Raw genomic sequence first — 18629 nt, 5'->3', positions numbered from 1 at the left:
ACTCGTTATTGGCGACTACTTCTTCTGCCAGCTTAGTCTCATAATTATTAAGAATAGAAAAGGCAAAAGGCATTGCTTGATATTGTCTAACAGCTAAGTAGTGCTTAGCATGATAATTGTTTCGATTGCGTCCTACATAAGAGTTGTAGACAAAGCGTTGCGCATCATAGTTCAACTTAATGATTTTCTTTTGCTTAGAACTAGGATAAAAGCGAAGCTTAACGCCAAAATGATAGGCTAAGCTGCTCATTCTCTTCATGATTTCACCTCCTTCTGTAGATTAGATATTTATATTGTACAGGGAAGTCGAACGTATGTCTCTATTTTTAGAATAAAAAAAGCTGACTGCTAGGTCAGCTTGGCCCTATCCATCCCCGCATTAAAATACGGGGATTTTCGGGCGTTTTTCATTAAAAAAATCTTGTAAAATTAAGGGCTTTCAAATCACTTTTCAAGCCTTGCTGTGATTGAATCTAGCTTACTCTTGGTTTCTGATAGATTATCATTAACTAATATGTGTGCGTAATCTTTCAAGTCTTCCGGCAACAGATTTAATTCACTGCCGCTGAGTCGTTCTTTGATCTTTTCGGGATCATCTCCTCGCTTTAAAAGCCGCTCTTTTAATTCTTCTTTAGTCGAAGTTGTGACATAAAGAAAATAAACTTTATTGCCTAATTGTTTCAAATAAGTATAAACACCTTTAATATCGACAATTAAAGAAACGAGATCGCTCTTTTTCCAAGCAAGGTTTAAGGCTTCACGACTTGACCCATATTGATAAGAGCCATATCTGACGTGCTCAAAAAAGTGCAATGTCTTGAAGCTTTCATCCGTTTCAAAATGATAGGAGACATTCTGCTTTTCCCCTGGTCTCATTGGACGCGTCGTGTGTGTCAAAACACGTGGTATGCCATATTTTTCATTTAAATAATCAGAAATCGTTGTCTTTCCGGCGCCGCTCGGGCCCGCGATCAAAATTATTTTCTTCAAAAGAAAGTCCCCCACTTGAAAATGTTGCTCATCTATATTAACATTCCAATGTTACAAAAGACCAAGATTTTTTATCAAGAGAGGAGATAACTCCATGAAAAAAGCAGATGTAAAAGTTGGCGCAATCGTTGGTGCCAAGTCAGAAGAAGAACTTAAGAAGCCATTCCAAGGTAAGGTAGAAAAAATTTATGAAAATTCTGCTCTCTTAGCTATCACTTCATACGATCCAGTTGATGCCACTGCAATTAGTGACTTGAACAACAAGATTGTGGTCAACTTCAAAAACTTAAAGGCTGCTCGTGCCGCTAAAAATAGTAAGACTGCTTCAACTAACGAAGTTAAAGTTGAAAAGATTGCTAAAACTAAAAAGGCTAACAAAGACAGCAAAAAGTAAACAAAATTCAAAAAGATCCTGGGTAATATTTACGCAGGATCTTTTTTTGCCTAAAATTAATACAATATCGATCTATTTAGGGAGATTTTTTATGAAAGAGAAAACTCGAACTGTTTTATTCTGGTTCATCCTTATTCAGCCGTTTTTGGACCTTTATTGGTTTTATCATGGCAAATTGGCTGACGTCTTGCCGTTTACTTTGCCTACAATCATTAGAATTTTGGCTGTTTTTGTTATCTTTTGCATGTTCTTTAGTCAAAAACAGAATTGGCAAAAATTGGGTAAAAACAAATGGCTACTGTTTTATTTAGCCTTGCTAGTAATTTACTCGGCTCTACACTTGTTACACGTGAAACATTTTAATAGTATTAATACAAATGATTACAACTATTCGACTGTCAGTGAAATCTTCTATCTCATTAGAATGCTTTTGCCGCTGATGGTGATTTTCTTTACTACCGCGTTAAATTTCACTCGCGATCAATTCAGACATGTAATTGAAGGAATCAGCGGACTATTTTCATTCACCATCGTGATCAGCAACCTTTTCGTGATTTCACTTAGAAGTTACGAAACCGGCCCGATCAGTGCCAATATTTTTGAATGGTTCTTCAATCCTAACATCGGCTATTCCCACATGGCTTCTAAAGGCTTCTTCAACTTTGCCAACATGGTCTCGGCCGTACTATTCATGCTAGTGCCCCTGATGCTCTACTTCATGTTCAGTCATTTTAATTGGAAAACCGTTACTTTAAATGTCGTGCAGGCCCTCGCAATGATCGAACTTGGAACTAAAGTCGCGCTAATCGGCTTAATTGGTGGCATTATCATCGGTATTTTGCTCTACGTTTTCCATTTGTTCATTGTCAAAGATGTCATCAAGAACGGCAAGGCAATTTTAGTAGCGCTGATAATCGAAATTGGTGCGATGGCGATTATCCCCTTCGGTCCAGCAATCCAGCGTTACAATTATGAAAAGTTTTTAGCGCAACAATCTGATAACAGCTTAACTGTTGCTAAGAAAGAATTAGCCGCTGGTCTTAAAAAATATCCAAGCGGCGAAAAACGGAAGCAATTTTTAATCGAATTTATCGAAGAGCATTATCAAGATTATGCCCTAAACAAAAAGTTTGTCACTAAGAGCTACCCTTACAAATATGATCCAGAATTTTGGCTTAAGATCATGAACGAGCCGGGAACTGCGCGGATGCAAAACCGTCACGTTGAAAGGGCTATGCTAGATCAAGTAGTTAAGACTAACAATAATAAGTTGGACAAGTTCTTAGGTATCTCATATACCCGTGAGACCAACATTTTTAACCTAGAGCGAGACTTCACCAGTCAGATCTATTCATTAGGTTGGATCGGGATGTTGCTATTTGTTGGCCCGTACGTAGCAATCATGCTGTACGCTTTTGTTAAATGGCTAATGAATAGAAGAAAACGCACCTACCTGATTAGTTCCATGCTGCTTTCAATCGCTTTTATGCTGTTTGCGGCATTTTCATCAGGCAACGTCATGGACTTTTTAACCGCCAGCTTCATCTTAGCCTTCGTTGAAGGTGGATTATTAGCTGAAATTAAAGCCAAACACCTTATTGCGCTTGACTTTACGTAGAAAAAATCCTCATTCGTCTTTGAATGGGGATTTTCTTTGCTTATTTTCCTTGTTTGATGAAGCTTTGATCTGGCACCCGGATCAAGTAATAACGCGTTGCCAAATGCCCTGCGTGCATTCCAATACCGTTTTGCCAATTCTTCTTATATGTCGCCGTATAAATGGCTACATAAGCACGTTGATATTTCTTATCCATTTTCTTAAGCGTCTTTTTAACGTATGGAATCTTTTCTGCATTAACATCTAATGCCGTATCACCATACGCAATCGATGCATAATCACTAGACGCCGTGATTTTGCTTCCTGCCTTATAAAAAGTATATGACTGAGAACCGTATCTCTTCTTAGCTGAATCGATCGTGACATAGCTTGAATTGCCAACCCCTGTCTTCATTATCAGCGGTTCATATTTAACGCTTGAAGTAATTCGACTTGCATCTTCCAAATCTGGATTATCCATAAATGTTTGATTAAACATCCAGCCAGCTGCTACAAATAAAATGACCACCTCAACTATATTCAAGATAAAGTTAGGCCAGCTAAAGTGCTTATGCTGTTTAATAATCATCTTAATTCGTCTACGACGAATATTTTGGATAATAAATACTAAATACAGTATGATGGCAACCCAGATTAAGATACCAATAATATTCCAGCTAAACATGACGATTCCTCCTTGCTCTACATTATAGGGGAATTTTTTCAAAATTTGAATAGCTTAACTATTGAATACTTGGGATTTAGGTGAGAAGATAGGCATTGAGTACATTAGATTTATTAGGTAAAAATATGGTAGCAATAGCATTTTATTCAATAACTGGGCAAACTAAACGTTTTATTGATAAAACGCAATTAGAAGCCCATCAGATCAGCGATGCTAAACCCAAATTTGATATGGGTCAAAAGTACATTTTGATCGTTCCTGCATACCAGGATTTCATGATGGATTCAGTCGTTAACTTTTTAACGTATAAAGACAATAAAAAGAATATTATCGGAATTATCGGTTGTGGTAATCGTAACTTCAACGACCTTTTTGCTCAAACCGCGAAGAAGATCGCAGCTACGCTAAAAGTGCCGATTCTTTATTTATTGGAATTTAGTGGCACAAGTGAAGATGTCAAAAACGTTCGCAAGATTGTTCATGATCTTTCTACTGGTGAAAGCAACAAGAAAATCCAAAAACCTAATGGATTACGTGGAAATATTAGCTTTTTGAGTGATTTTAGAGATTGAGTATGACTGAGAAATATTACGAAGCAATTAACTGGAACGACATGGAGGATCGTGTCGACAAATCCGCTTGGGCGAGACTAAACGATATTATTTGGGAACCTCGCAACGTTCCGGTTAGAGAAGATAAAAAAGAATTTATAAAATTAGATAAGCCAATTCAAGAAGCTTTGCTTCATGCTTTTGGAGCATTGTCTTTCTCGTCTGGCTTACAAATGCGTAACGGTATTGAACAGATTAAGGCGGACGCAATTACGCCTGAAGAATCTGCCGTTTTAAACGCGTTGCAATATTTGGAATCAATTGCCAATAAGGGTTACAGTTATGTTTTGCATGAGTTATCTGATGACAAGACTGTCGAAGAAACTTTGAATTGGGCAAACAATAATCCTTATTTGCAAAATAAGATCCATATTTTAAATAAAATCTATCAAAGTGGAGATGCCTTGCAGAAAAAAGCAGCTGATGTAATTTTGGAAACTGCTCTTTATCACTCTGGCTTCTTCGCCCCACTCTACTTGTTCGGTGACGGCAAGATGGTTAGAACTGCTGAAATTGTTAAGTTAGCCTTACGTGGTACTTCATTCAGCGGTATCTATCCTGGATATAAGTTTCGCTTAGGCTATAGCAAGCTTGGCAAGAATGAACAAGATAGATTAAAGGAATGGATCGAAAACTTATACGATGAGTTAGTAGCTAACGAAGAAAAGCACATTCATTTAATGTATAAAGGCACTGGTTGGGAAGAAGATGCCAAACATTACTTCTACTACAGCGTCAATAAAGCTTATCTTAACTTAGGCTTTTCAGATAAGTATCCTGATACAGCTGATACTATTAACGCGACAATCGAAAAAGGTGTAATTAAGAGTGCAGTATTTGAAGACTTCTTCTTCTACACCAATGACCATTCGCTTAATAAATTTAAAGAAATCAAATAATATTAACCTTGATGTACTAAAGATCGAATCAAATTGATTCGGTCTTTTCTTTTGGCAAAAAAAGATCAATCACCTGCAAATATGCAAAATGATTGATCTAAAGTCTATCTATATAAATATGCATTCATTATGTTTAGAATTATTTATTGTTTTGATCTGAAAGAATTAGTCCTTAACAACGTCCTTAGCGTTCAACCATTGACTCTTGTTAATCTTAACGATCTTTTTGCCGTTGGCTTTCTTAACAGCTTTAGCAGTGAAGGTTGAACCCATTGAAACTTTCTTAGCAGTCTTCTTACCGTTAGCGTTTAAAACGTTAACTTTTTGATTCTTGGTGTCTTTTACAACAACGAAAATCTTGTCACCCTTTTTGATTAATGGGTTAGTAGGAGCAACTTCTGAAATACCTAACTTTGGAGCAGTGAAGCTAGCAGCTTCACTAACTGAAGCACCGACACCCATCATACTAATTGAAGCAACTACAACTGAAACAACTTTAACAATTTTCTTTGAGTCTAACATAATGAACACCTCTATTTTCTAAATCACTTTAACTTGTTGGAACTTTTCGTTCCCTCATTCCTTACATCTTTATTATATAACATACGTTATATAATGCAAGGGCAAAATAAGACTTTTTTAAAAATAAAATAGATAGCGCGAAAGCTTGCTATAATAACATTTGTTCCAAGTTCTGACTGGAAAAAGAGCAAAAATAAAAAACAAAAATTTTTGTTATCATTACAAAAAAAAACCGAATCACTTAGATTCGAGTCTAAAAACCTTATAAAACTACTTTTTCTTTTTAATTTCTTTTTTAGCAGTTTTGCTCTTCTTTGTTTCCTTCTTAGCAGTCTTCTTTTCTGGCGCTTCATATTCACGCACAACTGTCAGCTTTTCAATGATTGCTTCTACTAGTTGATCTACCACCTTATCAGCATCTTTTTCAACTTCTTCTTCAGTTGCCAATTGATCAATTCTAAAATGCGAAACATTAACATAATCAGACCGCGTTTCAAAATAAACATTAAGCGGATATTCTTGCCCTTCCTCAAAAAAATTGACAATCTTCTTATAATTGCTATAAGGCAAGTTGATGATATTAGTCTCTAAAGCAAACGTAACCGGACGCTGACCTGTCACTGCCAGCTGAGTTTGCACTAATGAATCATGCTTGAACGCAGCAGCGACTTCCTTAATCATCTTCTCTGCATAAGGCTTGATCTTGCTCTTAGATTTGCTAATATCGCCATATTTTACCGTTTCAAGATCTTGAATGTAATCTTGATTTTCAATTTTATTATTTAAATCTTCTAAATTAATCTTCAAAATAAACTTTCCTTTTTGTTAATTCTACTCACTAACATACTACAAAAAATTTTTTTGTCATCACTTTTTAGAATTCATAATAAGATTTTGCTAGAATAGTACTCATGAAAAATAAAAAAATTAATTTAAAGTACTTATTTTTAATTATTCCAATTGGATTAATATTAGTGCTTAGTCTAACTTACCTTGCCAACAAAAATCAAATTGATGACGAGATTAATTGGATGATGATGAAAGAGAAACAAAAGCTCAATGTTCCTCTAGAAAATCAGCTCCCCGACCTGCCTAACGGCTGCGAGGTAACTAGTTTATCCATGCTTATGAACTATTATGGCATCAAAGTTACTAAAAATGAACTAGCACAGAACATTCAACACGTCGATTCTTTTACCGACAATGGCCGTTATCGCGGTAATCCTAATCAGGGCTTTGTCGGTCATATGACTGTAGCAAATGCCGGCTGGTGCGTTTATAATGGTCCGCTTTATAACGTTGCACGTAAATACACCAACCACATCGTTAATGCTTCCGGCAGTAATTTCCTGAAAATATTAAAACTAGTTTCCGATGGTCATCCCGTTTTAATTATTACTACTACAACCTTTAGCCGCGTCAACAATATGCAAACGTGGGAAACTAACTCAGGTAAGGTGAACGTTACACCATCATCACATGCTTGTGTAATTACAGGTTACAACAAGAAAAAGAAGGTTGTCTACCTTAACAATCCTTATGGATTTAAAAATCAAGCTGTAAACTGGCATAAATTAGAACAGAGTTACGACCAACAAGGTCGACAAGCGCTTTACATTAGTTAAACAAAACAAAAAGGACAAGCTTTATGGAAAGCTTGTCCTTTTTCAACTCAAGGCACATGCAAAAGCACATGTGGACATTTAAACTGTTCACATCAGTATGTCCACCATCAGCACTTCCCGTGCTTGCCACTTAAGGCGGATGTCCTCTATCTCATAAATATACGCATCTCGCGTTCATTAATCGACTCGTCAACTACGCATTGTACTATCTTTTACGTTTCATGTACAGCATTATCTTCTTAAAATGGCGATATTTTATTCTATAGAATGCTTCAATGCACATCGTAGATAACAAGAAACCTAACCCAATTGCGGCAGTAACAATTGCCACTCGCAAAATCAGCTCTTGTCCTTGTGTATAATTGCCTGCTACAAGTGCACGAACGGCCTGATAAGCTGGCATCCCCGGCACCAGCGGTACCAATGCAGGAATATTAAAGATCGTTGCAGGACATTTTTTTCTCCTAGCAAAAAATAATCCCAAAATTCCGATTAAAAATGCACCAATCAGATTAGAAACCATTCTGCCCATACCTAAGCGAAAGCAAAACCAATAAGCCATCCAGCCTACTGCTCCACTAATTCCAGATGAATTAAGCGCACGATGTGGGACATTAATAGTTAACGCAAATCCTACAGAAGCAATATAAGAAAAAGCAACATTAATTACTATCTCTAACCAAAAAGGCATCGTTATACCCCCATGAACTTCAAGATCATTCCGACTCCACCACCTAAAGCAAGTGCGGTTAAGACGGCTTCACACATTCTTACAATTCCAGATAGCAAATCACCCATAAATAGATCTCGCAATGCATTGGTTAAGGCAAGTCCTGGAACCAAAGTCATTAGCGCTCCAATCAAAATATTATCCACGATCATCTGTGAATCTAACCAATTCAAGCCTACTGCTAAAAGTCCCATCACCATCGCCGCAATTAATTCTGATAAAAAGCGAACTTTAGTGTACTTTTTAAATTCACAATATGCCCAAAAACCGACACCACCCACTAAAGCAGCTCCTGGAAAGTCGACCCAATCATAATTATCCATAAACAGAACCATCAAAGTCGCACTCAGAATTGCTGCACCAACTACTTGCAACCACATAGGGAAAGAAGGAGCATTAGCTACTTGGACTATCTTTTCCTTCAATTGTTGTAAATCGATTTGCTTACCCGCAAATTGTCGCGATAATGCATTAACACGATCCACTAACTCCAGATTAATATTACGATCTCGCACTTGCTTCATTTGAGATAAGTTACCCCCATTTAAGCTCATAAATACACAAGTAGGAGTAGCAAAAACACGCGGATCTTCTGCACCCGCGTTCCGAGCAATTCTAAGCATCGTGTCTTCAACCCGATACATTTCACTACCGCCTTCAATCATTAAGCGTCCAGCGGTTAAACAAATATCCAATATTTCCTGATAAAATTTAGTATCGTGCTTATCGGACATAGTTTTATCCTCAATTCATTGTTTCAATATCTATAGTCTTATCTACCCAATCGCCATGGAAGAAATCTCGTTCGTGACTAACAATAATTACTCCACCTGGGAAATTGACGATGGCTTTTCTCAAGGCATCTTTCGTATCGTTGTCCAAGTGGTTAGTTGGTTCATCAAGGAAAAGCAAGTTAGCTGGTTCAAATTGCATCTTAGCTAATTTTACTTTTTCCTGTTCCCCACCAGACAATTCTTTCAATGGACTCATAGCTTGTTGCGCAGTCAAACCCATACGAGCAAGTGCCTGCCTTAATTCCTTAGGCTTCTTGCGTTCAAATTCTTCCTGCAAATATTGTAGCGGCGTCATATTATTATTTGGCCAAGCTAAATCCTGCTTGAAGTAAGCTAATTTTGCCGTTACTGATAATTCATACGAGCCATAACTTGGCTTGAGTTGTCCTAATAACGTCTTAAGCAAGGTAGTCTTACCAATTCCGTTAAAACCAGTGATTGCGACCTTTTCGTTGCCACCAACGGAGAAATTAAAGGCAGACTTAACTAACGCATGATCATAACCAATTACTAAATCTTGCGTTTGTAAAAGCAAGTTAGAAGCCGTAGCTACGTATGGAAATTCGAATTTAGCCCGACGGTTGTTTTTAGGTGGGGTTAAAATATCCATCCTTGCCAGTTGCTTTTCACGTGACTTCGCACTCTTGGCACGAGTACCAGCCTTGTTCTTACGGATATATGCTTCGGTCTTAGCAATCTTGCGTTGCTGGTTAGCATATGCCTTAAGGTAAGTTTCACGGTTAGCCGCTTTTTGCCGCAGCGCTTGCTTCAACGTACCGGTATAACGCGTAATCGTACCAAAATCAATATCAATAATACAATTGGTAATTCTACCTAAAAAATCATAGTCGTGACTAACTACGATAAAGGCGCCAGAGAAGTTGTTCAGATAATCAACTAGCCAATCAATATGTGATACGTCCAGGTAGTTGGTTGGTTCGTCTAGCACCAAAACATCAGGGCTTTGCAAAAGAAGCTTAGCCAAAATAATTTTGGAACGTTGACCACCTGATAATTTGGAAACATCGTGGTCATAGCCGAGGTCCGCTAAACCCAACCCAGCCGCAACTTGTTCAATTTCGGTATCAATATCATAAAAATTGTTCTCTTCTAGGTAGGTCTGAATCTTACCTGCTTTTTCTAGCAATTGATTATCACTATTTTCAGCATACTTGGTATATAACTCATTTAATTCTTGTTCTTTTTTAAACAGCTCATCAAAAGCAGTCCGCAAAAAGCCGCGAATGGTTACCCCTGGTGCAAGCTTAGCGTACTGGTCCAAATATCCTACATCGATCTTATTTTGCCATTTAACTTGACCGTCATCTGGAATAATCTCACCTGTCAAAATCTTAATTAGCGTAGATTTACCTACCCCATTTTGACCGGTAACCCCCATGTGATCTTCCTTATTCAATACAAAGTTGGCATCTTCGTACAAAGTCTTATCAATAAAGCTTTGACTTAAGTCTTTAACAGTTAATAAACTCATTTTTCCCTCTAACTATTATTTGTAGATTCTTGTTCTTTTTCATACTTTTGCAGCGCATCAAGTACACGTGGCCAGTAGCGTTTAGGCAAAATCAACTGCAAGCGATCGTGATAAATTGGAAAATCGCTCGGTTTCATCCCCGTAATATTAGCCACTTCTTGATCTGTTAACTTATATTTATAAACGATGCGCTTAATTTCAACTGAAGCATGCCCTCTAAAATAAGACAAGCCAAAAAAGAAAATTGCAAAAATACCTGCCAGTATAATCGCTAATTGCAGATTTAATCTAAACGTGTGCAAGCAAATAAAAAATACGGCAATAAAAGCAATTATTGCGGAAATTATGCCATAAATGACTGGAAATATTGATTCTTCTTTTTGCATAATTTTCTCCCTTCAACACAAAAGCAGTAACTTTTACGAACTTAGCAAAATTTAGCTAACTTTGCAATGACTTTTAATTATGAATTAAGTATACTTGCAATAACTCAATTTGTATTTAGAAAGAAACGATAAAATGAATAAAAATATCCACTACTATTTTTCATTAATCCACTTCCAAATCGATGATTTAGATATTCACTTAGTATTGCCGCAAACTTGGCAAGCAATTGATCTTTATCATGCAATCGCCCATGATCGAGAAAGCCTAGGTAAGTGGCTGCCCTGGGCCTACAATATGAAATCTTCAGCTGATGAAGCTAAATTTATCAAAACCATTCAAGCTGACATGGTTAAAGAGTGCATGATTGTATTGACCATTCTCGTTAACGGCGAACCTTGCGGCATGATTGATTTGCATAATTTAATTACCAGCCAAAAAGGCGAAATCGGCTATTGGCTGTCTAGCAAATATCAAGGTCGAGGCATTATGACTAAAAGCGTACGTGAAGTGTGCAAATATGCCTTCAGTGAGTTAAATCTTAAATACGTTGACTTAATTGTTGCAGTTGAAAATGGTAAAAGCGCCCGCGTTGCGCAAAATGCAGATTTTAAACTAATGGGAATTAAAGATAACTTGATTCATAACCATAGTATGGCTGGCAAAATTTTCAGAAAAATTAATTCAAATTAAAATAGGCCCGTTACATCTTTAATAATAAAAAAGATAACTGGTACTAGCAGTGCAGGCAAAAAATTCAATGTCTTTACATCACGAATTTTTAATAAAGCTAGACCTGAACAGGCAATTAAGAAGCCACCAACAATGGAAATTTCTGTTACAAGTGGACCGGTAAAAAAGCTGGCTGATAAAAACTTGGCGACGAGATAAATACTGCCTTGCCAGCAAAATAGAACTGGAGCAACAACCAGCATCCCCCAGCCGAAGCTTGCACCAAAGACCATCGACGTTACAAAGTCCAACGTAGCATTAGTGAACAGCATGGTGTTATCGCCCTTTACAGCTGCAATAACGGGACCAACAATGGAAAGTGCCCCAATACAGCAAAGCAAAATTTCAGTTGCGAGACCCTTGCCTAAATTGGATTTGCCAGTTTTAGCAACTAAGCGATCAAAATGTCCAGAAATATCAAGAGCGGTTCCACATACGCCGCCTAAAGCTAGGCTGACAATGAATAAAACGGGATACTGGCTCTTCGGCATGTTGTTGGTCACGTTTTCCCAGCCAATGCCTAGAGCAGCTAAGCCCATTGCAATAAATAAAACGTCTTCGTAACGCTTGTTAATCCCCTTTTTTACTAAACAGCCAATGGACGTTCCTACTAATAACGCTAATGTGTTCACGATTGTCCCAATCATCTTTCTCACCTCTCAGTTTATTTTACATCAGCAAAAAACAGCATCCCAGATCGGGATGCTGTTAATTTTAATCGGAATAGTGAAAGCGAACAGATACTATGTTCAATCCATCTTCATTTACAAAATATACAAATCGATGTTCATTAATAATCCGTCGAGACCATAATCCCGCCATATCTCCCTTAAGCGGTTCTGGCTTACCTATCCCTTCAAATGGTGTTCGTCTAGTATTTTGAATTAACTTACGAATACGTTTAACAATTTTTTGATTATTATCAAGCCAATACTCAAAATCTTTCCATGATTCATCGGACCAAATAACTTTCATTACTCCCAGCTATGTTCCTTTCCCTTGCCGGCTTTCAATTCAGCCCACGATTTCATAATATGATCTACATTGGCTTTAGAACTACGCAAATATGCATTTTCAATCAGATTATCGTATTCATCTTGACTCATTAAAACAGAATTATCTTCACCATTACGAGACGTAATAATAATTGCATCTGCATCATCATTTACTTTTTTCATAAAGGACTTCAAATTATTTCTAACGTTTGAATAAGCCTCTGCTTGCATAATAATCCTCCTTCGCATAGTTTTGACAATTTTTTGTACAAGTATTATAGCATAGAAAATATATTTCACCTACAAAAACAGCATCCCACACCGGGATGCTGTTAATTTTTACCATTGAAACTTCCAGCCACCACTACTTGATGATGAACTAGAACTGCTGCTATTTGACGATGATGAAGCATTTGGATTCTTACCATAACCAGAATTAGAACCACCAGCAGGCTTATCTGATTTTTGATCATAGATTCGATAATTAGTAAATGCTTGCGGATCGTCCCACTTGATATGACTATTTTGGTCATTCAATTCGTTTTGTCGTGTCTCTTCATTATCTAATGTTTCAGTTTTTAAACCTAAATTCTTCCGAATTCTATTAGAAACCTTCTGCAATTCTTCAGTTGAAGCAACTTGAATTGAAGAACCATCAATCCAGGCATCATGACCTTGAATGTAGCCACTCTTCAAATTCTTAGCACAACCACGATAATTCAAAGTAAGACTAAGCATATCGTTAAAGGTCAAATTAGTTTTCACGTACTTGTTAAAAATATCAATTAACTTACGATAATTGCTCAGCGTATTAACAGACATGGCCTTATGCATAATCGCCTCAATTACTTGGCGTTGACGAAGTTGACGACCATAGTCCCCACGTGGGTCTTCTTTTCTCATACGGACATAAGCCACAGCGTGACGACCATTCAAGTGTTGCTTCCCTTTATGGAAATCACACCAATCATATGAAAAGTCAAACGGCACATTAACGTCTACGCCACCTACTGCATTAACTAAGCTGCGCAATGCCTTCATATTCACTTCTAGATAATAATCAATTGGTACATTTAACATGCTTGAAACAGTCTTCATGCTAGATTGACTACCACCAATTTCATAGGCAGAGTTTACCCTGAACATGAAATATTCGTCTCCCGGATCTCCCTTAATATCAGCTAAGGTATCACGCGGAATTGAGGTCATCGTTGCAGTATTTTTTTGCGGATTAGCTGTAGCTAAAATCATGGTATCTGAATTACCACGATCATGTCGTCCTTCAATACCTTGATCCACACCTAACACTAGGATAGAAATAGGTTGTCTATTAGCAATCTTAGCTGAAGCCGGTACATTGCTATCCCCCTTACCATCAACTGCACTATGAATGGCGAAATACATGTGCGCAGCCCATGCTACTCCAAAGCAAACAACCACTAATGCGACTACGCCAATAAAGCGTGCAAACATATTACCACTTTTTAATGCAGAACTGTCTGCAGCAAAAGCACGATTGCGGTGGAGATTAAGTGAGGAATGTCTTGCTCGGTATTCTTCTCTTCGTTTTGGATTTTGGTCCATTCTTTGTATCTTTTCCCTTCAAAATTAATACATGTTAATTTGTATCACTTTTAATCGCTAGATAAAATAAAATTACTTATAATTAATAATAACTTATTTTTTGTGTTTCATTGTACATCGAATTATGATGTATACAAAATGTAATTAATGGAGGAAAATTTATGGCGATTCCAACAAGAAGCGAAGTCCCAGAAAATATGAAGTGGGATTTAACCCGAATCTTTAAAACAGACCAGGACTGGGAAAATGCCTACGACAAGGCAAAAGACGAAGTAGCTAAGCTAAGTGAATTAAAGGGCAGTTTGGCTAAATCAGGCAAAGACTTATATGAAGGCTTAACCAAGATTTTAGCAGTTAAGCGTGATGTGGAAAATATTTACGTTTATGCCACTATGTCTAGCGACGTTGATACTTCTAACTCACATTATTTGGGCTATGTTAGTCGCGTGCAAAGCTTGTCCAATCAATTTGAAGCAGCAACCAGCTTTATTAATCCTGAGATTTTAAGCATCCCTGCCGCAAAGTTTGAACAATTTAAGAAGGATGAACCAAGATTAGCTGATTATGCCCACTATTTGGAAATGATTACTAATAAGCGCCCTCATACCTTGCCAGCAGAAGAAGAAAAAATTATCGCTGATGCCGGGGATGCCATGAGCGTGTCCGAGAACACCTTTAACGTTTTAACCAACTCTGACATGGAATATGGCTACGTGCAAGACGAAGACGGCAACATGGAACAATTATCCGATGGTCTTTATTCATTATTGATTCAGTCCCAAAACCGTGACGTGCGCAAAGGCGCCTTCGATACGCTTTATGCAAGCTATGGTCAATTCCAGAACTCACTTGCATCTACTCTATCTGGTGTTGTGAAAAAGCATAACTACAACGCTCGTATGCACAAGTATGACTCAGCTCGAGAAGCCGCATTAGCTGATAACGGCGTGCCTGTTGAAGTCTACGACACATTAATCAAAGAGGTTGATTCACACCTTGATTTGCTCCACCGTTATGTCGCATTACGTAAAAAGATTTTAGGTCTTAAAGACTTACAAATGTGGGACATGTACGTGCCGCTAACTGGTAAGCCTGCTTTGTCTTATAACTTTGAAGAGGCAAAAAAGGTTGCTAAAGAAGCCTTGAAGCCACTTGGTGAAGACTACTTGAAGCATGTTGACTATATTTTTAACAACCGCGTGATTGATCCTGTTGAATCTAAGGGTAAAGTTACTGGTGCTTACTCTGGTGGTGCTTATGACACCGATCCATATGAGCTTTTGAACTGGGAAGACAATATCGATTCACTTTATACCTTAGTTCACGAAACTGGACACTCAGTTCACTCTTGGTACACCCGCTATAGTCAACCTTACATCTATGGTGATTACCCAATCTTCGTAGCTGAAATTGCTTCAACTACTAACGAAAATATTTTGACCGAGTATTTCCTGGACCATATTACTGATCCTAAGACACGCGCATTCATCTTGAATTACTACCTTGATTCATTCAAGGGTACTTTGTTCCGTCAAACTCAATTTGCGGTATTTGAACAATTTATCCATGAAGCAGATGCTAAGGGCGAACCATTGACTGCTGATATTTTAGATGATGTGTATGGTCAACTTAACCAACACTACTACGGTGACAGCGTTGAACCAGGCGGCGACATTGCACTTGAATGGTCACGGATTCCACACTTCTACTACAACTTCTACGTTTACCAATATGCGACTGGTTTTGCGGCTGCGACAGCTTTGGCTAATAAGGTTGTGCACGGTGGTCAGGCTGACAGGGATGCATACCTGGGCTACCTTAAGTCAGGTTCTAGCGACTATCCTACTGAGATTATGAAGCGTGCCGGCGTTGACATGACCAAGCCTGATTATTTGGAAGATGCTTTCAAGACTTTTGAAAAGCGTTTAAACGAATTTGAAAGCTTGATTGAAAAGTAAATATTAATAGTAAAAAAGATGATATGTTTCACGTGAAACTATCATCTTTTTATTTATTCTTCTAATAACCAATCGATCAAATATTTTACAGCTATACCATCAACCGTTCCTTCATCAAACTGTGACAATGATAATACTGTCTTTTGATATCCATCAGGAATATAGCGTAAATTATCAGTTTCACGCGTACTCCCTTCTGGTAAATGTCCTGTTACCTGATAATACTTAATTTCATTACCTTTGCGGGCAACAAAATCGATCTCCTTACCAGAATAATCGCCTACGTCAACATTGTAGCCTCTGCGAAGAAGTTCAATAAAGACAATGTTCTCAATCTGATGACCTAAATTATCACGATAATTTTTATTAAGCCTAGTGTTTCTCAAACCTGTATCTGCAACATAATATTTGCCTAAAGTAGACAGTAATTTTTTACCACGAATGCTATACTTTTTAGCCTCATAGAAAAGATATGATTGTTGCAACAAATTCAAATAAGAAATAACAGTTGAAGTCGTTGTTTTAAATCCATTGCTTCTTAAGGTGTTAGAAATATTAGTTGCGGAAATCGGACTACCGATCTCACCCATTAAATATTCAATAATTGCAACAATTGCCTTGTCATCTCGAGTATTCGAGCGAAGAGCTATATCACGTAAAACAACAGAGTCAAAAATTCCTCGTTTAAGTGCCGTCTTTAGGTCCTCATTCGGAGCAATATCAACTGCTGGGAATCCTCCATCAACAATATAATCAGTAAACAATTTATATGCGGTTTGCGGTGTGCCCTTTTTATAATCGTAATATTCTTTAAATGATAATGGATAAACCTTTAGTTCAACATATCTACCAGACAGTAATGTTGCCATTTCACCAGATAACAAGTAAGAATTGGATCCAGTAATATAAATGTCAGCATCCATGTCTACTCGAAAACTATTGATTGCCTTTTCCCAGTTCTGTACATTTTGAATTTCATCAAAGAAGAGGTAATTCTTTTTTTCTTTATTTTCATGATCATGCACATACTTATATAGATCCATCTCATTTCTTATATCGTTGAAGGCCAAATCTTCAAAATTAATATGAATTATTTGATCATCATGTATGCCTTCATCTTTAAGCTGATCAATGAACATATTCATTAAAAATGTTTTTCCCGATCGACGAATTCCCGTAATGACCTTAATTGCATCATTATCCTTGAATTCATTCAGGAACTTCATATATTTATCACGTTTTATTATCATAGTAATATCTTCCATAAAAAATATTTTCGTAAATTTCGTCTAATATCTTCTATAAAAGATATTATCATAAAAATGACAATGAAATCTTTTATAAAAGATTTCATTACAAAAATCACTAAAATATCTTTTACAAAAGGCAAAATGGTAAAATTAGTAATAATATCTTCTATAAAATACAAAAAAGGAGTGATCCTAATGTCTGATTTTTCAAAAGAATCTATTCAACGTGCAAAAGATGAAGTAAAGTTACTAAAATTAATATCAAATATACCCGTAGAAAAATTAGATACACCTCAAAAAATAGAGAAATGGTTAAAATAAGATTACTAAAAAGACTCTTTGAAAATGCCTACAGCATTAACAAAGAGCCTTTTATTTATTTTTTATTCAATTGACGATTAAACAGATAAATACAAATCATCATAAAAATACTTACTGGAATATACACTGCTGAAACAAAAGCAATGTTTGAATTTCCCGTATTTGAGCTTGCCACCTGAGGAGAACAATCCTGCAAGAAGTGCACAATTATACCGAATATTATTCCATTTGAAAGAATACGCAAATAGCTGAGTATAAAGCCAAGTGCCATTGCCAAAATTATTTGTCCAATTGTGGAAACGAGTGGCTGATGGAATAAATTAATCAAATGACACAATCCAAATAGCACTGAACAAATTACTGATGTCCAAAAAATGTTGTATTTATTCTTACGCAAAGCCACTGCAAAAATGTTGAACAAAATGCCTCTAAACAAGAATTCTTCACAAATTGCAGCAGATAAGGCAATCAATGCAATAGATACAATTTTATGTCCTGGTAATTTGAAAACCATGCTATCGGTGAAGATATTCATTACTACCATTAATCCCAGAAGTACAAAGTAAACAGCTGTCAGAACTTTAACAGCCCTATGTGTTTTTACTCGTTTATCAAATACCTTAGTTGTGAGTCCAAAATGCAATGCAGCCATTGTAAAAACAATTAAGTAAATAGCTACAAATACATCCTTCAGTACCCTATTTCCAATAAGATATTTGATCACAAATGGATAAGCTTGATAGCAGATTTGCAAAATAATTTCGAGCCAGATCATTTTAACTAAAGCAGTTTTAGTCTGCTTTTGATCATTAAAATCAATTTGATCGGCCAAGGCTAAATAGTTGTCGTTTTTCATATCTTCCTTTTTTTGTTTTTCTTTCTCCAATTAAATCCAAATCATTGTATCAAAAAAGAATCGAAACTATCAAATCTTTTGTGTAAATAGATCTTTCTCGTAAATTGATTTTTTAATTATTTATTTAATCAAAGTAGGATTCTAAGGTGTCCTGAACCTGACCAAAGCCTTTATGAATTCGATTGAAATAACGGTCATTGTAGCTCATTG

At 36.8% G+C, this 18629-nt stretch carries 23 protein-coding genes; 8 read left to right on the top strand and 15 right to left on the bottom strand.

The window, feature by feature from the left end; all coding sequences use genetic code 11:
• The coding region (locus B5E95_RS09170; RefSeq protein ID WP_162606887.1) for a helix-turn-helix domain-containing protein at positions 1-259 on the bottom strand (259 nt) is incomplete at its 3' end.
• Between the two features lie 185 nt (positions 260-444).
• Positions 445-990, bottom strand: coding sequence for a guanylate kinase (locus B5E95_RS09165; RefSeq protein ID WP_087176914.1), 546 nt, complete (start codon positions 988-990; stop codon positions 445-447).
• Between the two features lie 94 nt (positions 991-1084).
• Between B5E95_RS09165 and B5E95_RS09160 the strand changes: the two genes are divergently transcribed.
• Both B5E95_RS09160 and B5E95_RS09155 read left to right on the top strand, forming a co-directional pair.
• Positions 1085-1384 carry a DUF2187 family protein gene (locus tag B5E95_RS09160; RefSeq protein WP_087176915.1) on the top strand — a complete coding sequence of 100 codons (300 nt, stop codon included), beginning with the start codon at positions 1085-1087 and terminating at the stop codon, positions 1382-1384.
• A 91-nt stretch (positions 1385-1475) separates the two neighbouring features.
• The gene (locus B5E95_RS09155; RefSeq protein ID WP_087236371.1) at positions 1476-3002 is read left to right on the top strand and encodes an O-antigen ligase family protein; all 1527 of its coding nucleotides are present in this window, start codon (positions 1476-1478) and stop codon (positions 3000-3002) included.
• Between the two features lie 40 nt (positions 3003-3042).
• On the opposite strand, the gene B5E95_RS09150 is transcribed toward B5E95_RS09155, so the two are convergent.
• Complete coding sequence (locus B5E95_RS09150) at positions 3043-3666, bottom strand: LVIS_2131 family protein (RefSeq protein ID WP_087236369.1); 624 nt, start codon at positions 3664-3666, stop codon at positions 3043-3045.
• Between the two features lie 125 nt (positions 3667-3791).
• Between B5E95_RS09150 and nrdI the strand changes: the two genes are divergently transcribed.
• Together nrdI and B5E95_RS09140 are read left to right on the top strand one after the other, a co-directional pair.
• On the top strand, positions 3792-4238 hold the full coding sequence (gene nrdI / locus B5E95_RS09145; protein WP_087236373.1) for a class Ib ribonucleoside-diphosphate reductase assembly flavoprotein NrdI: 447 nt from the start codon (positions 3792-3794) through the stop codon (positions 4236-4238).
• A 2-nt stretch (positions 4239-4240) separates the two neighbouring features.
• Positions 4241-5176, top strand: coding sequence for a ribonucleotide-diphosphate reductase subunit beta (locus B5E95_RS09140; protein ID WP_087236367.1), 936 nt, complete (start codon positions 4241-4243; stop codon positions 5174-5176).
• A 165-nt stretch (positions 5177-5341) separates the two neighbouring features.
• Here B5E95_RS09140 and B5E95_RS09135 read toward each other — a convergent pair whose 3' ends face one another.
• On the bottom strand, positions 5342-5698 hold the full coding sequence (locus B5E95_RS09135; protein WP_087236365.1) for a hypothetical protein: 357 nt from the start codon (positions 5696-5698) through the stop codon (positions 5342-5344).
• Positions 5699-5968: 270 nt separating this feature from the next.
• Positions 5969-6505 (bottom strand): hypothetical protein, encoded by a 537-nt coding sequence (locus B5E95_RS09130; RefSeq protein ID WP_025006492.1) that lies wholly within the window; start codon positions 6503-6505, stop codon positions 5969-5971.
• Between the two features lie 104 nt (positions 6506-6609).
• Between B5E95_RS09130 and B5E95_RS09125 the strand changes: the two genes are divergently transcribed.
• Positions 6610-7323 (top strand): C39 family peptidase, encoded by a 714-nt coding sequence (locus B5E95_RS09125; RefSeq protein ID WP_162606886.1) that lies wholly within the window; start codon positions 6610-6612, stop codon positions 7321-7323.
• Between the two features lie 205 nt (positions 7324-7528).
• Here the strand turns inward: B5E95_RS09125 and B5E95_RS09120 are convergent, their stop codons facing one another.
• From B5E95_RS09120 to B5E95_RS09105, 4 genes are read right to left on the bottom strand one after another with little or no spacing between them, the layout of a single operon-like run.
• Positions 7529-8014, bottom strand: a complete 486-nt coding sequence (locus B5E95_RS09120) for a threonine/serine exporter family protein (protein ID WP_087236361.1) — start codon at positions 8012-8014, stop codon at positions 7529-7531.
• Positions 8015-8016: 2 nt separating this feature from the next.
• On the bottom strand, positions 8017-8787 hold the full coding sequence (locus B5E95_RS09115) for a threonine/serine exporter family protein (RefSeq protein WP_087176234.1): 771 nt from the start codon (positions 8785-8787) through the stop codon (positions 8017-8019).
• A gap of 10 nt (positions 8788-8797) precedes the next feature.
• A complete protein-coding gene (locus B5E95_RS09110) occupies positions 8798-10339 on the bottom strand; it encodes an ABC-F family ATP-binding cassette domain-containing protein (protein WP_087236359.1) in 1542 nt (513 codons plus the stop codon).
• A gap of 8 nt (positions 10340-10347) precedes the next feature.
• Positions 10348-10725, bottom strand: coding sequence for a hypothetical protein (locus tag B5E95_RS09105; protein WP_087176232.1), 378 nt, complete (start codon positions 10723-10725; stop codon positions 10348-10350).
• 133 nt (positions 10726-10858) lie between these two features.
• Here B5E95_RS09105 and B5E95_RS09100 point away from each other — a divergent pair, with 133 nt between their 5' ends.
• A complete protein-coding gene (locus B5E95_RS09100; protein WP_087236357.1) occupies positions 10859-11416 on the top strand; it encodes a GNAT family N-acetyltransferase in 558 nt (185 codons plus the stop codon).
• Here the strand turns inward: B5E95_RS09100 and B5E95_RS09095 are convergent.
• From B5E95_RS09095 to B5E95_RS09080, 4 genes are all read right to left on the bottom strand, one after another.
• Positions 11413-12102, bottom strand: coding sequence for a DUF554 domain-containing protein (locus B5E95_RS09095; protein WP_087236355.1), 690 nt, complete (start codon positions 12100-12102; stop codon positions 11413-11415). The two genes, B5E95_RS09100 and B5E95_RS09095, sit on opposite strands and share 4 nt — an antisense overlap.
• Before the next feature lie 67 nt (positions 12103-12169).
• The gene (locus B5E95_RS09090; RefSeq protein ID WP_087236353.1) at positions 12170-12430 is read right to left on the bottom strand and encodes a Txe/YoeB family addiction module toxin; all 261 of its coding nucleotides are present in this window, start codon (positions 12428-12430) and stop codon (positions 12170-12172) included.
• On the bottom strand, positions 12430-12681 hold the full coding sequence (locus B5E95_RS09085; RefSeq protein WP_087176228.1) for a type II toxin-antitoxin system Phd/YefM family antitoxin: 252 nt from the start codon (positions 12679-12681) through the stop codon (positions 12430-12432). Before B5E95_RS09085 ends, B5E95_RS09090 begins: the two co-directional genes overlap by 1 nt.
• Before the next feature lie 108 nt (positions 12682-12789).
• Complete coding sequence (locus tag B5E95_RS09080; RefSeq protein WP_087176227.1) at positions 12790-14034, bottom strand: LCP family glycopolymer transferase; 1245 nt, start codon at positions 14032-14034, stop codon at positions 12790-12792.
• A gap of 161 nt (positions 14035-14195) precedes the next feature.
• Between B5E95_RS09080 and pepF the strand changes: the two genes are divergently transcribed.
• Complete coding sequence (pepF, locus tag B5E95_RS09075) at positions 14196-15992, top strand: oligoendopeptidase F (protein WP_087236351.1); 1797 nt, start codon at positions 14196-14198, stop codon at positions 15990-15992.
• A gap of 53 nt (positions 15993-16045) precedes the next feature.
• Here pepF and B5E95_RS09070 read toward each other — a convergent pair whose 3' ends face one another.
• Positions 16046-17242, bottom strand: coding sequence for an ATP-binding protein (locus B5E95_RS09070; protein ID WP_087236349.1), 1197 nt, complete (start codon positions 17240-17242; stop codon positions 16046-16048).
• A 72-nt stretch (positions 17243-17314) separates the two neighbouring features.
• Here B5E95_RS09070 and B5E95_RS10795 point away from each other — a divergent pair, with 72 nt between their 5' ends.
• On the top strand, positions 17315-17563 hold the full coding sequence (locus tag B5E95_RS10795) for a hypothetical protein (protein WP_087236348.1): 249 nt from the start codon (positions 17315-17317) through the stop codon (positions 17561-17563).
• A 55-nt stretch (positions 17564-17618) separates the two neighbouring features.
• Here B5E95_RS10795 and B5E95_RS09060 read toward each other — a convergent pair whose 3' ends face one another.
• A complete protein-coding gene (locus B5E95_RS09060) occupies positions 17619-18419 on the bottom strand; it encodes a CPBP family glutamic-type intramembrane protease (protein WP_087236346.1) in 801 nt (266 codons plus the stop codon).
• Between the last annotated feature and the right edge of the window lie 210 nt (positions 18420-18629).

The sequence above is a fragment of the Lactobacillus gallinarum genome, from assembly GCF_002160635.1.
In the GTDB taxonomy this organism is placed as follows: domain Bacteria; phylum Bacillota; class Bacilli; order Lactobacillales; family Lactobacillaceae; genus Lactobacillus; species Lactobacillus gallinarum.
This window is presented reverse-complemented; position numbering and strand designations above follow the sequence as displayed.